Origin of the sequence: Gordonia sp. HS-NH1 (assembly GCF_001418765.1) — a bacterium.
Taxonomy (GTDB): Bacteria; Actinomycetota; Actinomycetes; order Mycobacteriales; family Mycobacteriaceae; genus Gordonia.
In genome coordinates this window covers 1-17,726 of sequence record NZ_LIYC01000029.1, presented here as the reverse complement: position 1 = coordinate 17,726, position 17,726 = coordinate 1, and the positions used below count along the sequence as shown (strand labels likewise).

General features: G+C 68.2%; 19 protein-coding genes. 13 read left to right on the top strand and 6 right to left on the bottom strand.

Going from position 1 to position 17,726, the window contains the following annotated elements; genetic code table 11:
• Positions 1-22: 22 nt before the first annotated feature.
• From AMD30_RS17570 to AMD30_RS17540, 7 genes are all read left to right on the top strand, one after another.
• Positions 23-2,998, top strand: coding sequence for a Na+/H+ antiporter subunit A (locus tag AMD30_RS17570; protein WP_055476510.1), 2,976 nt, complete (start codon positions 23-25; stop codon positions 2,996-2,998).
• A complete protein-coding gene (locus tag AMD30_RS17565; RefSeq protein ID WP_055476509.1) occupies positions 2,995-3,810 on the top strand; it encodes a Na(+)/H(+) antiporter subunit C in 816 nt (271 codons plus the stop codon). The genes AMD30_RS17570 and AMD30_RS17565 overlap by 4 nt, the downstream gene beginning before the upstream one ends.
• Positions 3,807-5,423, top strand: coding sequence for a Na+/H+ antiporter subunit D (locus tag AMD30_RS17560; protein ID WP_055476508.1), 1,617 nt, complete (start codon positions 3,807-3,809; stop codon positions 5,421-5,423). Before AMD30_RS17565 ends, AMD30_RS17560 begins: the two co-directional genes overlap by 4 nt.
• Complete coding sequence (locus AMD30_RS17555; RefSeq protein WP_055476507.1) at positions 5,420-6,262, top strand: Na+/H+ antiporter subunit E; 843 nt, start codon at positions 5,420-5,422, stop codon at positions 6,260-6,262. The genes AMD30_RS17560 and AMD30_RS17555 overlap by 4 nt, the downstream gene beginning before the upstream one ends.
• Positions 6,259-6,522, top strand: coding sequence for a monovalent cation/H+ antiporter complex subunit F (locus AMD30_RS17550; RefSeq protein WP_055476506.1), 264 nt, complete (start codon positions 6,259-6,261; stop codon positions 6,520-6,522). Before AMD30_RS17555 ends, AMD30_RS17550 begins: the two co-directional genes overlap by 4 nt.
• Positions 6,519-6,851: a monovalent cation/H(+) antiporter subunit G gene (mnhG, locus tag AMD30_RS17545; protein ID WP_014925224.1), complete on the top strand. Its 333-nt coding sequence runs from the start codon at positions 6,519-6,521 to the stop codon at positions 6,849-6,851. Before AMD30_RS17550 ends, mnhG begins: the two co-directional genes overlap by 4 nt.
• Positions 6,852-6,912: 61 nt before the next feature.
• On the top strand, positions 6,913-7,302 hold the full coding sequence (locus AMD30_RS17540; protein ID WP_010844028.1) for a DUF1304 domain-containing protein: 390 nt from the start codon (positions 6,913-6,915) through the stop codon (positions 7,300-7,302).
• A 33-nt stretch (positions 7,303-7,335) separates the two neighbouring features.
• On the opposite strand, the gene AMD30_RS17535 is transcribed toward AMD30_RS17540, so the two are convergent.
• The 4 genes from AMD30_RS17535 to AMD30_RS17520 all read right to left on the bottom strand — a co-directional run bounded on the left by AMD30_RS17535 (position 7,336) and on the right by AMD30_RS17520 (position 10,179).
• Positions 7,336-8,463, bottom strand: coding sequence for a glutamate--cysteine ligase (locus tag AMD30_RS17535; RefSeq protein WP_055476505.1), 1,128 nt, complete (start codon positions 8,461-8,463; stop codon positions 7,336-7,338).
• A gap of 32 nt (positions 8,464-8,495) precedes the next feature.
• Positions 8,496-9,176 (bottom strand): superoxide dismutase family protein, encoded by a 681-nt coding sequence (locus AMD30_RS17530; RefSeq protein ID WP_055476504.1) that lies wholly within the window; start codon positions 9,174-9,176, stop codon positions 8,496-8,498.
• Positions 9,177-9,280: 104 nt separating this feature from the next.
• A complete protein-coding gene (locus tag AMD30_RS17525) occupies positions 9,281-9,766 on the bottom strand; it encodes a LytR C-terminal domain-containing protein (protein ID WP_055476503.1) in 486 nt (161 codons plus the stop codon).
• Positions 9,767-9,813: 47 nt separating this feature from the next.
• A complete protein-coding gene (locus AMD30_RS17520; protein WP_055476502.1) occupies positions 9,814-10,179 on the bottom strand; it encodes a DUF3263 domain-containing protein in 366 nt (121 codons plus the stop codon).
• Between the two features lie 259 nt (positions 10,180-10,438).
• Between AMD30_RS17520 and AMD30_RS17515 the strand changes: the two genes are divergently transcribed.
• The 6 genes from AMD30_RS17515 (at position 10,439) to AMD30_RS17490 (ending at position 14,669) form a co-directional block, all read left to right on the top strand.
• On the top strand, positions 10,439-11,290 hold the full coding sequence (locus AMD30_RS17515; RefSeq protein ID WP_055476501.1) for an esterase/lipase family protein: 852 nt from the start codon (positions 10,439-10,441) through the stop codon (positions 11,288-11,290).
• Between the two features lie 20 nt (positions 11,291-11,310).
• On the top strand, positions 11,311-11,913 hold the full coding sequence (locus AMD30_RS17510; protein WP_055476500.1) for a peptide deformylase: 603 nt from the start codon (positions 11,311-11,313) through the stop codon (positions 11,911-11,913).
• Between the two features lie 14 nt (positions 11,914-11,927).
• Positions 11,928-12,923, top strand: coding sequence for an N-acetylglutamate synthase, CG3035 family (locus AMD30_RS17505; RefSeq protein WP_055476499.1), 996 nt, complete (start codon positions 11,928-11,930; stop codon positions 12,921-12,923).
• The gene (locus AMD30_RS17500; RefSeq protein ID WP_055476498.1) at positions 12,920-13,708 is read left to right on the top strand and encodes an exodeoxyribonuclease III; all 789 of its coding nucleotides are present in this window, start codon (positions 12,920-12,922) and stop codon (positions 13,706-13,708) included. Before AMD30_RS17505 ends, AMD30_RS17500 begins: the two co-directional genes overlap by 4 nt.
• Positions 13,709-13,790: 82 nt before the next feature.
• Positions 13,791-14,222, top strand: a complete 432-nt coding sequence (locus AMD30_RS17495; protein ID WP_044505774.1) for a MarR family winged helix-turn-helix transcriptional regulator — start codon at positions 13,791-13,793, stop codon at positions 14,220-14,222.
• 24 nt (positions 14,223-14,246) lie between these two features.
• A complete protein-coding gene (locus AMD30_RS17490; RefSeq protein ID WP_010844018.1) occupies positions 14,247-14,669 on the top strand; it encodes an organic hydroperoxide resistance protein in 423 nt (140 codons plus the stop codon).
• 73 nt (positions 14,670-14,742) lie between these two features.
• Here AMD30_RS17490 and AMD30_RS17485 read toward each other — a convergent pair whose 3' ends face one another.
• Positions 14,743-15,489, bottom strand: coding sequence for a siderophore-interacting protein (locus tag AMD30_RS17485; protein ID WP_055476497.1), 747 nt, complete (start codon positions 15,487-15,489; stop codon positions 14,743-14,745).
• A gap of 106 nt (positions 15,490-15,595) precedes the next feature.
• Positions 15,596-17,245, bottom strand: a complete 1,650-nt coding sequence (gene mbtM, locus AMD30_RS17480; protein WP_010844016.1) for a long-chain-fatty acid--ACP ligase MbtM — start codon at positions 17,243-17,245, stop codon at positions 15,596-15,598.
• Between the last annotated feature and the right edge of the window lie 481 nt (positions 17,246-17,726).

Here is a 17,726-nt window from a genome sequence, read left to right as displayed (position 1 = left end):
GGGAGGAAGACGGAGTGCCCTTTTGATCACCGTGTTGGCTGCGTTGGCAGTGTGCGCACTCGTCGCGCCCGCAGTCATCCACTGGATGGGCACCCGCGGTTTCTACGTCCTCGCGCTCGCACCGCTCGGCGCGCTGATCTGGGTCGTCCTCAACTGGCCCCCGGCCGACGCGGCCGCCGCCCGAGTCGAGACGGTCAGCTGGGTCCCGTCGCTGCAGATGGACATCGTCACCCGCTTCGACACCCTGACCGCGATCCTGTCGGTGCTGATCCTCGGGGTCGGCGCGCTGGTGCTGTGCTACTGCGCGCACTACTTCGACGACGCCCGCCCTCGGGTCGCGGTGTTCGGCGGCGAGATGGTCGGCTTCGCCGCGGCCATGTACGGCCTCGTCATCTCCGACAACATGCTCGTGCTCTACGTGTTCTGGGAGCTCACCACCGTGCTCTCGTTCATGCTCGTCGGCTTCTACGGGGTGCGCGCGACGGCTCGACGGTCCGCCACGCAGGCACTGCTGGTCACCACCTTCGGCGGTCTGGCGATGCTCGTGGGCATCATCATGCTCGGCGAGCGTTCGGGTACCTACCTGCTCTCGGAGATCATCTCGGCCCCGCCGACGGGTGTCTACGTCGACATCGCGGTCGTCCTGTTGCTCATCGGCGCCCTCACCAAGTCGGCCATCGTCCCGTTCCACTTCTGGCTGCCCGGCGCGATGGCCGCACCCACCCCGGTCAGCGCCTACCTGCACGCGGCCGCGATGGTCAAAGCCGGTATCTACCTCATCGCCCGGCTGGCACCGGCATTCTCGGTGACGATCAGCTGGCAGGTCGCCGTGGTGGGACTGGGCATGGTGACGATGGTGCTCGGCGGCTGGCGCTCACTGCGCGAACTCGACCTCAAACTCATCCTCGCGTTCGGCACCGTGTCCCAGCTCGGGTTCATGGCGGTGCTGGTCGGCATCGGCGACGCGAACGTCGCCATGGCCGGCATCGCGATGCTCGTCGCCCACGCACTGTTCAAGGCGTCGCTGTTCATGGTCGTCGGCATCATCGACCACTCGACCGGTACCCGCGACGTCCGCAAACTCGCCCGGCTCGGTCATCGACTCCCGGGACTGGCCATCACCGCCGCCGTCGCCGGCGCCAGCATGGCCGGCATCCCGGTCACGCTCGGCTTCGTCGGCAAGGAGACCGCCTTCGCGTCGGTGTGGGAGACCGGGGCGTTCGTCTCGTGGCAGGCCCACGCCGTCGACATCGTCCTGCTGGTCGGCTCGATCATCACCTGCGCGTACACGCTCCGGTTCCTGTGGGGCGCCTTCGGTCGCAAGCTGCGCAACAAGCCCAGTCCGGCGGTCGCCAAGATGCATCCGCCGACGTGGCCGTTCTACTTCTCACCGGTGGCACTCGCCGTGGCCGGCGTGGCGGCGGGCGTGTTCAGTCCGCAGCTCGGCGACCTCTTCGAGCCGTACGCCGAGACCCTCGACGGCTACGGCCACGAACTCGAGCATCTCGCGCTATGGCACGGATTCGGACTGCCCGTCGTCTTCTCGATCATCGTCATCGTCGGCGGAGCACTGCTGTTCTTCGGGGTCCGGCGTGTTCGTGACCGGGTCTTCGGGTTCCGCCCGTTGGTGAACGCCGACCGCATCTACGACGCGACGCTGCGCGGCGCGGACACGGTGTCGCTGCTGCTGACCCGCAACACCCAGCGCGGTTCGCTCCCGGTCACGCAGGGCGTCATCCTGTGCACCGCGATCCTGCTGCCGACGATCGTGCTGTTCCTCGGTGCGCGCGACCGGCTGAACATCGACTACACGGCCACCCCGGTACAGGTGGTGATCGGCGGCTGCATCGTCGCCGCGTCGCTGGCGGCCGTCCTGCTGCGCAACCGCCTGGCGGCGACCCTCGTCGTCGGCATCACCGGCTACGGCTGCGCGATGCTGTTCGCGCTGTACGGTGCCCCCGACCTTGCTCTCACCCAGTTCCTGGTGGAGACGCTGACCCTGGTCATCTTCGTGCTGGTCCTGCGCAAGCTGCCCGCCGAACCCGAGAAGCGTCACGCCACCGGGTTCAAGCCGCTGCGCGCCCTCATCGGACTCGCCTTCGGCGCGATGCTCGTCCTCATCGGCCTCTTCGCGGCGTCCGCGCGTTCGACCGAACCCCTCCACGTCGACCTGCCCGAGGCCGCCTACGAATACGGCCACGGCGCCAACGCGGTCAACGTCCTGCTCGTCGACATCCGCGCCTGGGACACCCTCGGCGAGGTGTCGGTGCTCATCGCGGCCGCGACCGGCGTGGCGTCGATGGTCTTCCGCAACCGCCGCTTCGGAGCGGCGCCGCGAGTGGCCGACGCCGCGCGCCTGCAGTCCGGTGACAACGGGGACGACGACGATCAGGTCCCACCGGACCGCACCACGTGGCTGCTCGGTTCCGGATTGCGCGACCCGCGCCACCGGTCGATGGTGCTGGAGGCGACCACCCGCCTGCTGTTCCCGACGATGGTCGTGCTGTCGATCTACTTCTTCTACGCCGGTCACAACGCGCCGGGCGGCGGCTTCGCGGGCGGCCTGACCATGGGCCTCGCGCTCGTGCTGCGGTACCTGGCGGGCGGACGCTACGAGCTCGGCGAGGCCCTGCCGATCGAGCCCGGTCGCATCCTCGGCGCCGGACTGGCCGTCTCGGCGACGACGGCGATCGTCTCGATGTTCCTCGGTGCGCCCGCGCTCTCGTCGGCGGTCTTCGAGGTCACCGTCCCGGTCCTCGGCGACATCAAGTTCGTGACCGCCCTGTTCTTCGATCTCGGCATCTACCTGATCGTGGTCGGTCTCGTCCTCGACGTGCTGCGCAGTCTCGGCGCGCGTCTCGACGTCGAGACCACCATCGCGCGCACCGCGGCGCGTATCGAGAACAACCGCAACGGCAACTCCGGCACCGACAGCTCCGGAAACGGCGACACGACCCGCGACGACGCGGATGCGACCACCGGGCAGGTGAGTCGATGACCACCAATCTCCCGCTGATGCTCGTCGTCGGCGCGATGGCGGCGTGCGGCGTGTACCTGCTGATGGAACGCAGTCTGGTCCGGATGCTGTTCGGGCTCCTGCTGGTCGGCAACGCGCTCAACCTGATGATCATCGTCGTGTCCGGCGGCATGGGGAACCCACCGATCATGGGCCGGACGTCGGAGAACCGGCCGGGCGACGCGGACCCACTCGCCCAGGGCATGGTCCTGACCGCGATCGTCATCATGATGGGCGTCGCCGCTTTCGTGCTCGCCCTGGTCTACCGGTTGTTCGTGATCAACCGCGACGACGACGATGTCGAGGACGACGAGGAGGACGTCAAGATCCTCAGCGGGTCACTGGGCACGGCACCCGACCGCGATCGCAGCGACGATCCCCTGACCCACTCGGACACACCCACCGGCGACTACTTCGACGACGAGGGCAATCCCCTCACGCCGGAGCAGGCCGCCGCCCGCCATGCCGCGCTCTACGAGACCGACATCATGCCGACCGACTCCGACGTCATCGACGAGATCGGCGGCGCCGAGGAGGAACCGGACCCCGAGACCACTCAGCAGAGCGCCTCCCGTGAGGCGGGGCCGGATGTGTACGGCCCAGGAGAACTCGGTCCGGACGAGGTGGGCGCCAAGGCCGCCGTCCCGGCTCCCGACGGGTCCGGCGAGGACGACGAGGATCCCGACGTCATCGACCAGCACGAGATGCCCGACCGCGACGTGGTGGGGCCGGACAAGAAGAACCGACCGGACCACGAGAAGAAGCAGGCCGACGAGGACGGGGGTGACCGATGATCCCGCAAGAGTCGTGGATTCCCGTCCTGATCACCCTGCCGACACTCGTACCGCTCGGAGCCGCCGCCGTCTCGCTGCTGCTGGGTCGCAGTCCGAAGTTCCAGCGGTTCGTGTCGATCGTCGCCATCACGGTCGCCTTCGTCGCGTCGTGCATCATGCTCTACCTCACCGATCGCCACGGCACCTTCGCGGTCGCGATCGGCGGCTGGGGCGACAAGGGTTACCCGAACGGACCGCTCGGCATCACGCTGGTCGTCGATCAGCTCGCGGCGCTCATGCTGGTCGTGTCCACGATCGTGCTGCTGTGCGTCGTCGTCTACGCGATCGGCCAGGGCATCCGGGACGGCACCGCCCAGCAGCCGACATCGATCTTCCTGCCGACCTACCTCATCCTGACCGCGGGCGTGTGCAACGCGTTCCTCGCCGGCGACCTGTTCAACCTCTACGTCTCGTTCGAGATCCTCCTGACCGCGAGTTACGTGCTGCTCACGTTGGGCGCCAGCGCCGAGCGCGTTCGTGCCGGCGCCTCGTACGTGATGGTCTCGATGGTGTCGTCGCTGATCTTCCTCGCGGGCATCGCGTTCGCCTACGCGACGACCGGCACCCTGAACCTCGCCGAGATGGCCGTGCGCCTCGACGACGTCCCCGACGGAACCCGCAACGCACTGTTCGCGGTGCTGCTCGTCGCGTTCGGCATCAAGGCGGCGGTGTTCCCGCTGTCGACCTGGCTGCCCGACTCCTATCCCACGGCCCCCGCCCCGGTCACCGCCGTGTTCGCCGGCCTGCTGACCAAGGTCGGCGTCTATGCGATCGTCCGCGCGCACACGCTGCTGTTCCCCGGCGGTTCGATGGACACGGTGCTGATGGTCGCCGGACTGCTGACGATGCTCGTGGGCATCTTCGGTGCGATCGCCCAGGCCGACATCAAACGTCTGCTGTCGTTCACCCTCGTCAGCCACATCGGCTACATGATCTTCGGCATCGCACTCTCCTCCGACCTCGGGATGTCGGCGGCGATCTACTACGTCGCCCACCACATCCTCGTGCAGACGACGCTCTTCCTGGTCGTCGGACTGGTCGAACGACAAGCCGGCTCGGCCTCGCTGCGCCGTCTCGGCGGCCTGATCGCCAGTCCCCTGCTGGCCATCCTGTTCCTGGTGCCCGCACTCAACCTCGGCGGCATTCCCCCGTTCTCCGGTTTCATCGGCAAGGTCGCCCTCCTCGAGGCGGGCACCCAGGACGGCTCCGTGCTGGCCTTCACCCTCGTCGCCGGATCGGTGATCACCAGCCTGCTCACCCTCTACGTCATGGCCCGCATCTGGACCAAGGGTTTCTGGCGGCCACGCGCCGACGCCCCCGAGGGCGAGCTCGCCGACAAGGGTCCCTCCGCACTCATCGACGAGAGCACCGACGACGCCGCCTTCTCCGATCGTGAGGACGTCGGCCGCATGCCCGTGATGATGGTGCTGCCCACGATGGCGATGGTCGCCGCGGGACTCGTGCTGACCCTGTGGGCCGGACCGATCTTCGACTTCACCGACCACGCGGCCACCGATGTCGTCGACCGCGCGGTCTACGTCGACGCGGTCCTCGGCGAAGGTGGTACCCGATGAACGCCGAGGATCGCGGACAGGGAACGGGCGCGACGAGACGCCGCGCACCGGTGGTGTCGACCAAGGGCCCGGTCCTGTCCGTCGTGATCAACCTGTGGCGCGTGTCGCTGCTGTTCTTCTTCTGGCACCTCATCGGCGCCCTGGTGTGGTTGCGGTCGCACACCCGCCTGCCGAAGTGGCTGGGGAGCGACGGCCGTGAGGTCGCGGTTCGGCTGTGGACCATCGCGTGGCTGACGTTCGTCTGGGTCTTGTTGTGGGGCACGATCTCCTGGGCCAACGTGATCGGCGGCGTGGTGCTGGCGACCCTGGTGCTGACGGCGCTGCCGTTGCCGCGGGTCCCGGTCGAAGGTCGCATCCATCCGCTGTCGGTCCTGCAGCTGGTGTTCCGTCTGGTCGTCGACTTCTTCGTGTCGAGTGTGCAGATCGGCTGGATGGCGATCCGTCCCGGCCGGCCACCGCTCGGCGCCGTCGTCCGCGTACGCGTCGCGATCAAGTCCGACATGGTGCTGACGCTGGCGGTCGACTACCTCAACCTGGTGCCGGGCACGATGGTCCTGGAGATCGATCACCGTCGCCGGATGCTCTACGTGCACGTCTTCGACGTGCGGTCGGAGAAGAAGGTCCGCGGCTTCTACGATCAGGTCGCCTACGTCGAGCGCATGTTCATCAAGGCCTTCGAGCGCGACAGCGAATGGCATCCGAGCCCGTTCCACGGCATCGACGAGGACTTCCACCACGTCCGCGCCGTCGACCGCTCGGTGGACACCGCGCCGGCATCCGAGGAGGCCGAGCCGGACGCGCAGCCGGCCGAGACCGATCGGGAACGGGGGGACTCATGAGCTACGTGTGGCCGATCGCGGCCGCGATGCTGCTCGTCGCCACGGTGCTGACGATGGTCCGCATCCTGTGCGGCCCGACCACGCTGGATCGCCTCGTCGCGCTCGATGTGCTGATCGCGCTGTGCATGTGCGGTCTGGGGACGTGGGCGGCCTTCAGCCGTGATTCGACGGTGGTGCCCGCGATCGTGGCCCTGGCGCTGCTGAGCTTCGTCGGGTCGGTCGCGATCGCGCGCTTCCGGGTGCGGGACGACCAGACATGATCGTCGACATCATCAGCGCGACGCTGCTCCTCATCGGCTGTCTGATGGCGGTCACCGCCGCGATCGGACTCGTCCGGTTCCCGGACACCCTGAGCCGCATGCACGCAGCCACCAAACCGCAGACCTTCGGCCTGCTCCTGATACTGCTGGGTGCGGTGCTGCGGCTCGGCGACAACGTGGACAGCGGGATGCTCGTGCTCGCCGGGCTTTTCGCGCTGATCACCGCGCCCGTCGTGGCGCACCGGATCGGCCGGCTGGCGTATCAGGAGCAGCGGGCCCGCGACGGTCTCATCGATCAGCGGGACATGGAGTCACCGGACCGCGACTGAGCGCCCGACCCCCGCCGCACCCTCCGGATCGGGTGGCGGCGTTTTCTCGTAGGGTACGGGCATGGTCATCGCAGGTCTCGTGCTCGCCGCGGTCGCGGCACTCGTCCACGTCTTCATCTTCTATCTGGAGTCGATCGCCTGGACGAGCAAGCGCGCACGCGCGACGTTCGGCACCGGAACAGTGGAACAGGCGGGCGCGCAGCGAGAGCTCGCGTTCAACCAGGGTTTCTACAACCTGTTCCTCGCGATCACCGTGTTCGTCGGGATTGCCTTCGTCATCGGCGGATCGACCGCGATCGGCGCGACGCTCGTGATCACCGGCACCGCCTCGATGGCGGCCGCCGCACTCGTGCTGGCCGTGTCGAGCCCCGACAAGATCGCGGCCGCGCTCAAGCAGGGAGTGGTCCCCGCGCTCGGCCTCGTCGTACTCGCCGCCGGCCTTGCCCTCTAGGCCCGAACCGGCCGGAAAGCTGCCGAACGATGGTCAGGGCGCGTCGAGTTCGGCCACCACCGACGCGACCACCTCGCGCATCGACTGCGTCCGGTGGTGCACCGCACGCTGCCGCTGATAGCTGGCACCCTGCGAGACGATGCGGTCGACGCCCGCGAGTTCGTCGACGCAATCGAGCTCGCGCGCAATGGGTTCGAGGCGCTCGAGTAGAGCGCTGAGGTCGTCGGTCACGAGTTTCTCGGTGCAGTCCGAGTCGAGGATGACGATGGCATCGAGTCCGTATCGTGCCGCCCGCCACTTGTTCTCCTGAACGAGCCAGGGGGCCATCGTCGGCAGCGTCTCCCCCGCCGAGAACCGCCTATCCAGGTCGACGACGAGGCAGTGGATGAGCGCGACGATCGCCGACAACTCGCCGAGGTTGGTCATGCCGTCGCAGACCCGGACCTCGATGGTGCCCAGATGCGGGGAAGGTCGGATGTCCCAACGGATCTCGTTGAGATGGTCGATGATCCCGGTCGTCTTCTGATCGGCGACGAAAGCCTCGAACTGCGCCCATGTCTGAAACTGGAACGGTAATCCGGCGGTCGGGAGTTGCTGGAACATCATGGCGCGGTTGCTCGCGTAGCCGGTGTCCTGGCCGGCCCACATCGGCGACGACGACGAGAGCGCGAGCAGGTGCGGATAGTAGTTCAGAAGCGCGTCGAGGATCGGTAACACCTTGTCGCGGTGGCTGATCCCGACATGGACGTGCACGCCCCAGATCAGCATCTGCCGCCCCCACCACTGGGTGCGCTCGATCAGCTCGGCGTACCGGTGTCCCTCGGTGAGCAGCTGCGTCGAATACTCCGCGAACGGATGAGTACCCGCGCCGTACAGATCGACGCCGAGTTCCTCGGTCAGCACACGCACCACACCGAGCGTGTCGGTGAGGTCGGCGATCGCCTCGCCCGCGGTCCGGCAGATGCCGGTCACCAGCTCGACGGTATTGCGCAGCAACTCCTTGTGGATCTTGCCGGCGAAGTCGGGATGGCGCTCACCGACGGCGGCGAAGAGCGCCGCCGCCGAGTTCGACAGGTCGCCGGTCACCTTGTCGGTCAGGGCGAACTCCCATTCGACCCCGAGGGTGGGGGTCGGTGACCCGTCGAACTCGATCGGTGTCATGTGCGCGGTGGCGTCGGACGCGGCCAGGACGCCTAGCTCTGCTCTTCGATGACGCCGCACGCGATACGGGCGCCGGCGTCGCCTGTCTTCAGGGTGTCGGGGTTCGCGCCGCCGGGGTACTTATCGGCCGGGATGTTGCCGAAGTTGTCCGGCTTCTCGTGGATCATGATCGTCTTGCCGATCAGCTGCTGGATGGTCACGGCGTCGGTCGTGGTGACCGTCCGGCCGGTGTGGTCTTCGAGGATGTTGATCGAGACCAGGTCCCCGCTCGAGGGGTGATCGGTGTTGCCGTCCACCTGCAGGTGCCCACCCGCCGAGGTGAACGCCTGCGAACCGCCGGCGCCCGCGTCGCAGGTGCCGTTCTCGTGGATGTGCATCCCGTGGAATCCGGCGGGCAGGTCACCGGCGGTGACACGCACGGTGACGGTGACCGGCTCGGCGGTGTCGGTGGCCGCGGTGATGGTGGCCTGGCCGACGACCTTGCCGGAGGTGTCCTTGATCTCGGCGACGGCGATCTGGCCGCTCGGCTCGCCGTCGACGTCGTCTTCGGCGCCGGGCGGCAGGGGTTCGTCGGAGACGACGGGCGGCGTGGTGCCGGGGACATCCGTGGGTTCCTGGTCGGGACTACACCCGGCCAGTGCCACGCCGATCAGTCCCGCGGAGACCAACGCGGCGAGGGCGCGGGGCGCGGCGAGTTTGGAACGTCCGGACATGTCACTCCTTGGTTGGCGGACCATCGTTATCGGGATCGGGCTGCAATTTCGGGATCAGGGTGTCGTCATCGTTGTCGCGGGCGACGGTCTCGGGTCACGACCGGTCACGCGCCGCTGACCGCGGTCACCACGATCACCGGGATACCGCCCCGGCAGCGCGTGAACGTGGTCGGACGCTCCTCGACGGCGACCTCCCCGCCCAGCGCTGCGGCGACCTCGTCGGCCTGGGACTTGTCCGTGTCGTCCTCATGGAAGATCGTGTTCTCGCTGAACCCGCCCGCGGTGTAGTTGCCGGGTTCGGCCATCTGATAGCCCTTGGCCTGGAGCAGTTCGGTCACGTCGGAGGCCAGGCCCGCGACCTGGCCGGCGTTGATCACGCACAACCGCTTGCCGGTCGATGCCGCACTCGTGGACGGCGACGTCGAGGTGGGCGACGGCGTCACGGTCGTCGCGGCCTCGGTCGTCGGCGAGTCGTTTCCCGCGGTCGCCGCGGAATGCCAGCCGAGGCCGATGAAGACGACGGCGACTGCGAAGAGCATCATCGCCCCCGCGCGCAGCGGCAGGCGATTGGGCTCACGGTCTGCATTCATCACCGACGACCTTAACGCACCGTGCGAGGGCGACCGGGTTCAGCGTGTCAGGTGATCTCGAAGCCGAGACGACGAGCCGCACGGGCCTTCTGACGGGTCGCGCGCAGCCGCCGGAGGCGTTTGACGAGCATCGGATCGGCCGCGAGCGCCTCGGGGCGGTCCACCAGCGCGTTGAGCACCTGGTAGTAGCGCGTCGCCGACAACCCGAACAGCTCCTTGATCGCTTCTTCCTTGGCGCCGGCGTACTTCCACCACTGCCGCTCGAACGCGAGGATGTCGTGCTCGCGGCGGCTCAGGCCGTCCGCGCCGACCTCGTGTGGGTCGAGCGGTGCACTTTCTGCCCCGGTCCCGGCGTTCTTGTCGGGGGTGGGTTGATCGCCCTGTTTCTGGCTACGCGCAGCTGCGCCGTCCATCTCACTCCCTCAGATACAGTCAACGACCTCACACCACCGCTGACGTGCACCGATTCGCTGCGCGACGCGGGTGCAGACGTCTCCTCACGGCGACGAATGACAGCGGTGTGGTTCGCAGACAATCTAACCACGGCAGGCCGGTCCGATCGCGCTGTGACTCGCCACGGTGCGCAGTCCGCCCGTTCCGGGTGACGGCGCCCACTGTTAGGCTCCCCTTACATCTCCGTCCCGGGGATGCCATCGTATCGGGGGCACACAGATGACGACATCGGAATCCGGGGCCACACGGTCCCGTCGAGCACTGGTGGGAGCCATCGCCGCGCTGGCGTCGACGGCCGCGATCTCGTCGGCGGTGACGGCGCTCCCGGCGCCCGCCCTCGCGGCGCCCGCCGACCGCGTCGTGGTCATCGTGCCCGGTCAGCAGCTCTATGCGGGTGACGCACAGAACGAGGAGACGTTCCGTCCGCTCGCCGACGCGATCCGCGCCGACGGGAACACCGTGGTGTACGCGCACGCCGGTGGACGCGACGTCGCGTCCGACGCCCGGCTCATCCAGCGGACCGTCGCCCCCTTCGCCGGCACGGCGTCGTCGATCGGCCTCGTCACCCACAGCGCGGGCGGGCTCGGCGCCCGGCACTACCTCAAGTTCCTCGGCGGGTCCGCCGTGGTCGACGAGTACGTCGCCATCGGGACAGCGCAGTACGGCTCGCCCGGCGGCTGCGCGCAGCCGCGCGACGCCGGCTACGACACCTGCATGTACGCCGACGCGATCACCGCCCTCAACCGCGGCCCCGACGCCCCCGGACCCACCCGCTACTCGGTCGTGCAGAGCGACGGCGAATGGACCGACGGACGCCTCGACGGAACCGCGCAGTGCCGTGCCTACTCACCGGTCCCGCTCGCGAACACCGGTTTCGACCACACGATCGAGATGCGTGACCCGACGATCATCGCCAACGTGACGACCTCGCTGCGGGGGTCGTGCGCCGGCACGGTGGTGACCGAGCCGGTCGACAGTTTCGACTGGCAGTCGACGCTGTTCCCGGGCATTCCCGGTCCCGCCGGTGACGCCATCCGCGACGCCGTACCCGGCGTCGTTCCTGCGCCCTGAGCAGCGCTAAGGTGAGCGCCATGGCGATTCTCCCGATCTGCATCGTGGGCGAGCCGGTCCTGCACCAGCCGACCACACCGGTCCCTCTCGACGCCGACGGCCGTCCGTCGGATGAGGTCATCGCGCTCCTCGACGACATGTACGAGACGATGGACGCCGCGCACGGCGTGGGGCTGGCCGCCAACCAGGTCGGGGTCGGGTCCCGGATGTTCGTCTACGACTGTCCCGACGGCGACCGCACCGCGCAACGACGCCGCGGCGAGGTCATCAACCCCGTGCTGGAGACCTCCGAGATCCCCGAGACCATGCCGGATCCCGACGACAACGACGAAGGCTGCCTGTCGGTGCCGGGCGAGCAGTTCCCCACCGGTCGCGCCGACTGGGCGCGCGTCACCGGCGTCGACCGGACCGGCGCGGAGGTGGCCATCGAGGGCACCGGGTTCTTCGCGCGGATGCTCCAGCACGAGGTCGGTCACCTCGACGGCTTCCTCTACGTCGATGTCCTCATGGGGCGCAACGCCCGAGCCGCGAAGAAGGCGATCAAGCGGAACCAGTGGGGCGTGCCCGGGTTGACGTGGACGCCCGGCGAGGTCGCCGACCCATTCGGCCACGACGACGACTGATCTCGCTTCCGCGCGTGGAGGTCTCGAGGTCGGGTGCGGTAGTCGGCGACCGGGTGGTCGTTCGGTATCTGCTGGGCGATTCCACCCCCGCCGACTGGCGGGGCGACCCCGCGGCCGCCCAGTCGGATGTGACCGGCGTCCTGCTCGACGACACCGGCCCCCTGCGGATCCGACGCGACGACGAGGAGTTGTCCATCCCGTTCGACGCAATCACCTCGGTCCGCCTGTTGTCCGCGAAACCCGTGCGCAACAGTGAGATCCGCACCCTCGAACACGCTGCCGCCGCCGCCTGGCCCGGCGTCGACTCCGAGTGGATCGACGGTTGGCTCCTGCGCGCCGGCCACGGATTCACCAGGCGCGCGAACTCGGCGGTGCCCCTCGAGCGGCACGCGCGTCCGGACGCATCGACACTACGACGCGTCGGCGAGTGGTACGCCGATCGCGACCTCCCCGTTCTGCTCGCCCTTCCGGAACGACTCATCCCGCCGACCGCCGTCGCCGGGGAACCCGGGGTCGAGGTACAGATGCTGACCGCCGACCTATCGGAGCTGCACGCGCGCATCGGCGGAACTCCCTCGCACACAGTACGACTCGAGACCGTCCCGGACACCCGGTGGCTGGGCGCATATACCGGTGGGCGCGCGTCTGGTCGGCCCGAGGCCGCCGCCGGTGTGGTGACCGCCGGGGACGGCCCGCTGGCCTTCGCGTCCATCGGTGACGCGGCGGCGATCGGACGGGGCTCGGTGACCGAGTCGCCGGACGGACGCCGGTGGCTGGGATTGACCGCACTGTGGACCGACCCGGGCCGGCGCGGAGGCGGACTGGCCGCGTCCGTCGTCGTCGCCCTGACGGCCTGGGGCATCGGCCACGGCGCCGACTCGGTCTACCTGCAGGTCGAGTCCGGAAACCGGCTGGCCGGATCGTGGTACCGCCGCCTGGGTTTCGGGCTGCACCACACCTACCGCTACCTCGCCCCGGACATGCCCGGGTCACCGGGGAGCATCCGATGAGGATCGCCACCTGGAACGTGAACTCGATCCGCGCCCGGTCGGAGTCCGTCGTGGCGTGGGCGGAGAGCGCCGACATCGACATCCTGGCCCTGCAGGAGACCAAATGCCACGACGACGCGTTCCCCCTGATGAGTTTCCTCGCCGCCGGGTACGACGTCGCCCACATCGGTCAGGGCGCCTACAACGGCGTGGCGATCGCCTCCCGCGTCGGGCTCGACGAGGTGGAGATCGCCTTCGACGGAGTCCCGACACACCCCGTCGACGGCCAGCCGATCCGCGAAGCACGGGCGATCTCGGCGCGCTGCAAGGGAATTCGCGTGTGGAGCCTGTACGTACCCAACGGCCGCACCCCCGAGGACCCGCACTACGACTACAAGCTCGCGTGGCTCGAGTCCCTCCGTGCGCACATCGCGCTGCGGTTGGCGCATGATCCGGCCACGGAGATGATGCTCGCGGGCGACTGGAACGTCGCACAAACCGACGACGACGTCTGGGACCGGGCGTATTTCGACGGCCGGACCCATGTCACGCCACCCGAACGTGCTGCGGTGCAAGGATTCCTGGATGACGGCCTCGTCGACTCCGCGCTGCCGTACGCACCCGGTTACACCTTCTGGGACTACACCCAACTACGTTTCCCGCGCAACGAGGGCATGCGCATCGACTATGCCTTCTGCTCCCCGGCCCTGGACACCCGGATCGTGGGCGCGCGGGTGGACCGCGACGCCCGGAAGGCCAAGGGCGCCAGCGACCACGCGCCGGTGGTCTTCGACATCCTCGACTGAGCACCCGGACTCCCACGTACCCGCACCGCTGAACATCGAGCTTTAGGTTGTGCACAATTCAATTGCGTGATACTTTTCAGATGTGAACGAGTTGTCCCTGGATCAGCAGCTGTGCTTCGCCCTGTACAAGGCGTCTCGCGCAGCGACCGCGGTCTATCGGCCACTCCTCACCGAACTGGGGATCACCTATCCGCAATATCTGGTGATGCTGGCACTGTGGGACCACGACGGCCGATACGTGAGCGAGTTGAGCGACCTGCTCGAACTGGACAGCGGCACACTGTCTCCTCTCCTCAAACGGCTCGAGGCGCAAGATCTGATCGAGCGTCGCCGTTCGCGCGGAGACGAACGTCGGGTCGCCATCCACCTCACACCGGCCGGCAAGGCGCTGCGCGCACGCGCGCTTCCGATTCCCCGGCGTCTCACCTCGTGCACGGATCTGTCCCCGGAGGCGATCGACGACTTGCGTTCGAGTCTCGACGCCCTCACCGCGCAACTCAATCAGTGGACCTGAACCACGTCACACAAGGAGAACACCATGAAAGCGATCTACACCGCTGAAGCAATCGCCACCGGCGACGGCCGTAACGGACACGGCCGCACCAGCGACGGCCAGGTCGACGTCGCCCTCGCCACCCCGCCGGCCCTCGGCGGGTCCGGCCAGGGGACGAACCCCGAGCAGCTCTTCGCAATCGGGTATGCCGCCTGTTTCCACTCGGCCCTGCGCCTGGTGTCCAAGCAGGCCGGCGCCAACGTCGAAGACTCGTCGGTGGGCGCGCAGGTGAGCATCGGGGCCCTCGACGGAGGAGCTTTCGGACTCGCCGTGAACCTCGAGGTGACACTGCCCCATCTCGACCACGACCAGGCCCAGGAACTCGCGGACAAGGCGCACGAGGTGTGCCCCTACTCCAACGCCACACGCGGCAACATCGACGTCACCATCACGGTCACCGACGACTGAGCCCACCCGGGCGCGCGGCCTCGAAGCAGTCCGTCGACGACGGAGCGTCAGCGCGCCCGGCCGGTCAGGCCGGTCAGGCGAACGACTTGCCGACGATCCAGTAGGCCTGGGATTTCACCGATTTCTTGGTCAGCCCGTACTCGGCCCGGAACAGTCCCGCGACTGCGCGAGTGCTCGTGGAATCGAGTGCGACCCAGCCGAAATGGTCGGAGGCGTCGAAGGCGGCGGACCGAACCGCGTCGACGAGGTCCGAACCGTCGCGTCCGCGCGGGATCCAGTGGACCGTGTCCTGGTCACGGACCCGCAGCGGCAGCGACCTGTCGCTCTCGTGCTGGTATTCGAACCAGATCGTCGCGCCCGCCCCGGACTCGCCGAGCGTGTCGAGCAACGAGTTGATCGCGGGGAGTGAGGCGGTGTCGCCGGCGATGAGCCAGCCCGTCGGCGCCGGATCGGGGATGGCGAACTTGGAGCCCATCAGGGTGGCGCCGATGGTCTCTCCCACCTCCGCTTCCTGGGCCCACCGTGCGGCGGTGCCGTCGTGGATGGCGAACTCGATGTCGAAGGTGTCCGTGGCCGGGTCGGGATCGACGAGCGTGTAGCCACGCTGATGCAGCTTGCCGCCGTCGGCGAACCACAGCCGTACCCACATGGTCGGGTGGATCGTGGCGTCGGCGAGGAGCCCACCCCCATGAAAGCGCAGACGCAGGTAGTGATCGGTCACCGATTCCTTCGCGGTGACGGTGAAGGTGTAGTCGTCACCGCCCAGGATCTTCATGACCGCGCCCTGCCAGCCGCGCCCCTTGGTCGATACCTCGCTCATGTGGAGAACCTCTCTACAGTGTCTCTCCGGCCCGGTGATCGAGCCGGAGAGACACTGTCATTCTCGTGACCGTCGGCATGACACGACGCATCACGGAAAATCGGACCTACTCGAACGTGCCGTCTTCGACCATCTGGCGGGTCTCGAGGCGGCGGATCTTGCCGGACGTGGTGCGGGGCACCGAGTCCGGCGCGACGAAGATCACCTCGGCGGGCATGATCCCGCACGCCGACGCGACTTCGGAGTTGACCTCGGCGCGCGCCTTGTCGGGGTCGGAACCCTTGTACTCGGCGAGGATCACCAGGCCCGGGCGGGCCGACCCCTCGCCCCGCGCCATCGCCACGACACCGCCGCGACGGACCCCGGCCACCTCGGCGGCGGCCCGCTCGATCTCGATCGGGAACAGATTGCGGCCGGCGACGATGATGACTTCTTTGGCCCGGCCGCAGATCACCAACCGGTCGTCGACGAGGTAGCCGAGGTCTCCGGTCGAGAACCATTCACCGGCACCGAGATCGGCGTCCCCGAGGTACCCGCGCATCATCGATGCGCCGCGGATCTCCACGTGCCCGACGTTGCGCCCGTCGATCATCGGGACGTCGACGTTCGGCTCCACGATGCGAACCTGCATGCCGCCCAGCGGTTTACCCAGGATCGCGTAGCGACGACGAATCGGCTCGCCCCCGCCAGGCGGGGTCACGGTGACCTCGTCGTAGTGCGCACCCTCGCCGACAGCGGGCATCGTGACCGCGCACGCGGACTCGGCCATGCCGTAGGCGGGCGCGGCAGCGGACGGATCGAAGCCGAACGGGGCGGTCGCCTCGAGGAACTTGTCGAAGGCGTCGGCGTCGATCGGCTCGCCGCCGCTGATCGCGACGCGCAGGTGCGAGAGATCGACGTCGCGCAGCAGTTTGCCGTACCGGCCGAGGATGTCGTAGGCGAAGTTCGGCGCCGCGGTGACCGTCGTCTTGGTCTCGGTGAGCCACTGCATCCACTTGAAGGGAGCCGCGGCGAAGGCCGTGTTCGGCACGATGTAGGCCGAGATCCCTGTCGTCATCCCCGCGAGCAGGAACATCAGGCCCATGTCGTGGTAGAGCGGAAGCCAGCTGAAGCCGGTGTCGCGCGTGCGGTGAAGGCCGAGCCGGCTGACGAGTTCGATCGCGTTGGAGTAGACCGCCGAGGCGGGCAGGACCGCGGTCTTCGGGTCACCGGTCGAGCCGGCGGTGCCCTGCAGGACGGCGATCGTGTTGCCGTTGACGTTGCGCGCGACGAAGCCCGTGGTGTCGGCCCCGAGGCCGTACTCGCCCACTCGCGCGATGTGCAGCCTGCCTTCGACCTTCGACAGGAGGTCGAGCTGCGCGCCGCTGCCGAGGACGGTGCCGACGCCGATCGACACGAAACGCTGGTAGGTGTTCTGCGCCCAGCGCTCCTCGTCGGCCCCTCGGATCGGCCCCGGCAAGATGCTGACCGGCACGCCGGCGAGCCATGCACCCTGGATGGCGGCGATCAGATCCACTGTGGGGTCTCCGATCAGACCGAGGGCCTGCGGCTCGTGCAGTTCGCTGTCGGCGAGCAGTTGCACGGAGATCTGCTCGGCGCGGGCATGGACCTCACGCCACGGGGTCGTCACCCATTCACCGGTGTCGGAGTCGAGGACGGACAGACTCGTGTCTCCCGCCAGCATCGCCTCACGAACGGTGGCGGCCAACGCATTGGTCGAGCCCGATTCTTCCAGGATCACGCTGTTCTGCGACATTCTCGTTTCCCGTTCTCGCCAGCACGTGGCGTCGGTCCTTGTGATCGTCTTCCGGTCGGGTGAGCGACCGAGTGGTCATACCGCGTGTCGTCCCCGACCGCTGGTCATGGCGAACACGAACGTTCGCGCCATTTGGGTAGGGTAGCCTAATCTTTGTCGGACACAAGACCCAGATCCCGTCGATGTCACAGCGTGATCCGCATCATCCGATGGGACGATCGAGCCGAACTTAGGCTAACCTAATTTGCGTCGGCTCAGGGGGATCTCGCCGGCATGCCCAGGGATTGGGCAGAGCGGTTAGTTAGTATAACCTACCCTAAATGCGGGTTTCCCCAGCCTGAGTAACCATGTCACCGAACTGCGAGAGGCACGCCGGCTGATGGCCACGAATTCCCAGACCACGGACCTCACCACCGCGGCCGACGTCGTCGCCGAGGTGGCCCAGGCCCTCGGCCTGACGCCCGAGTCGATCGACCCGGAG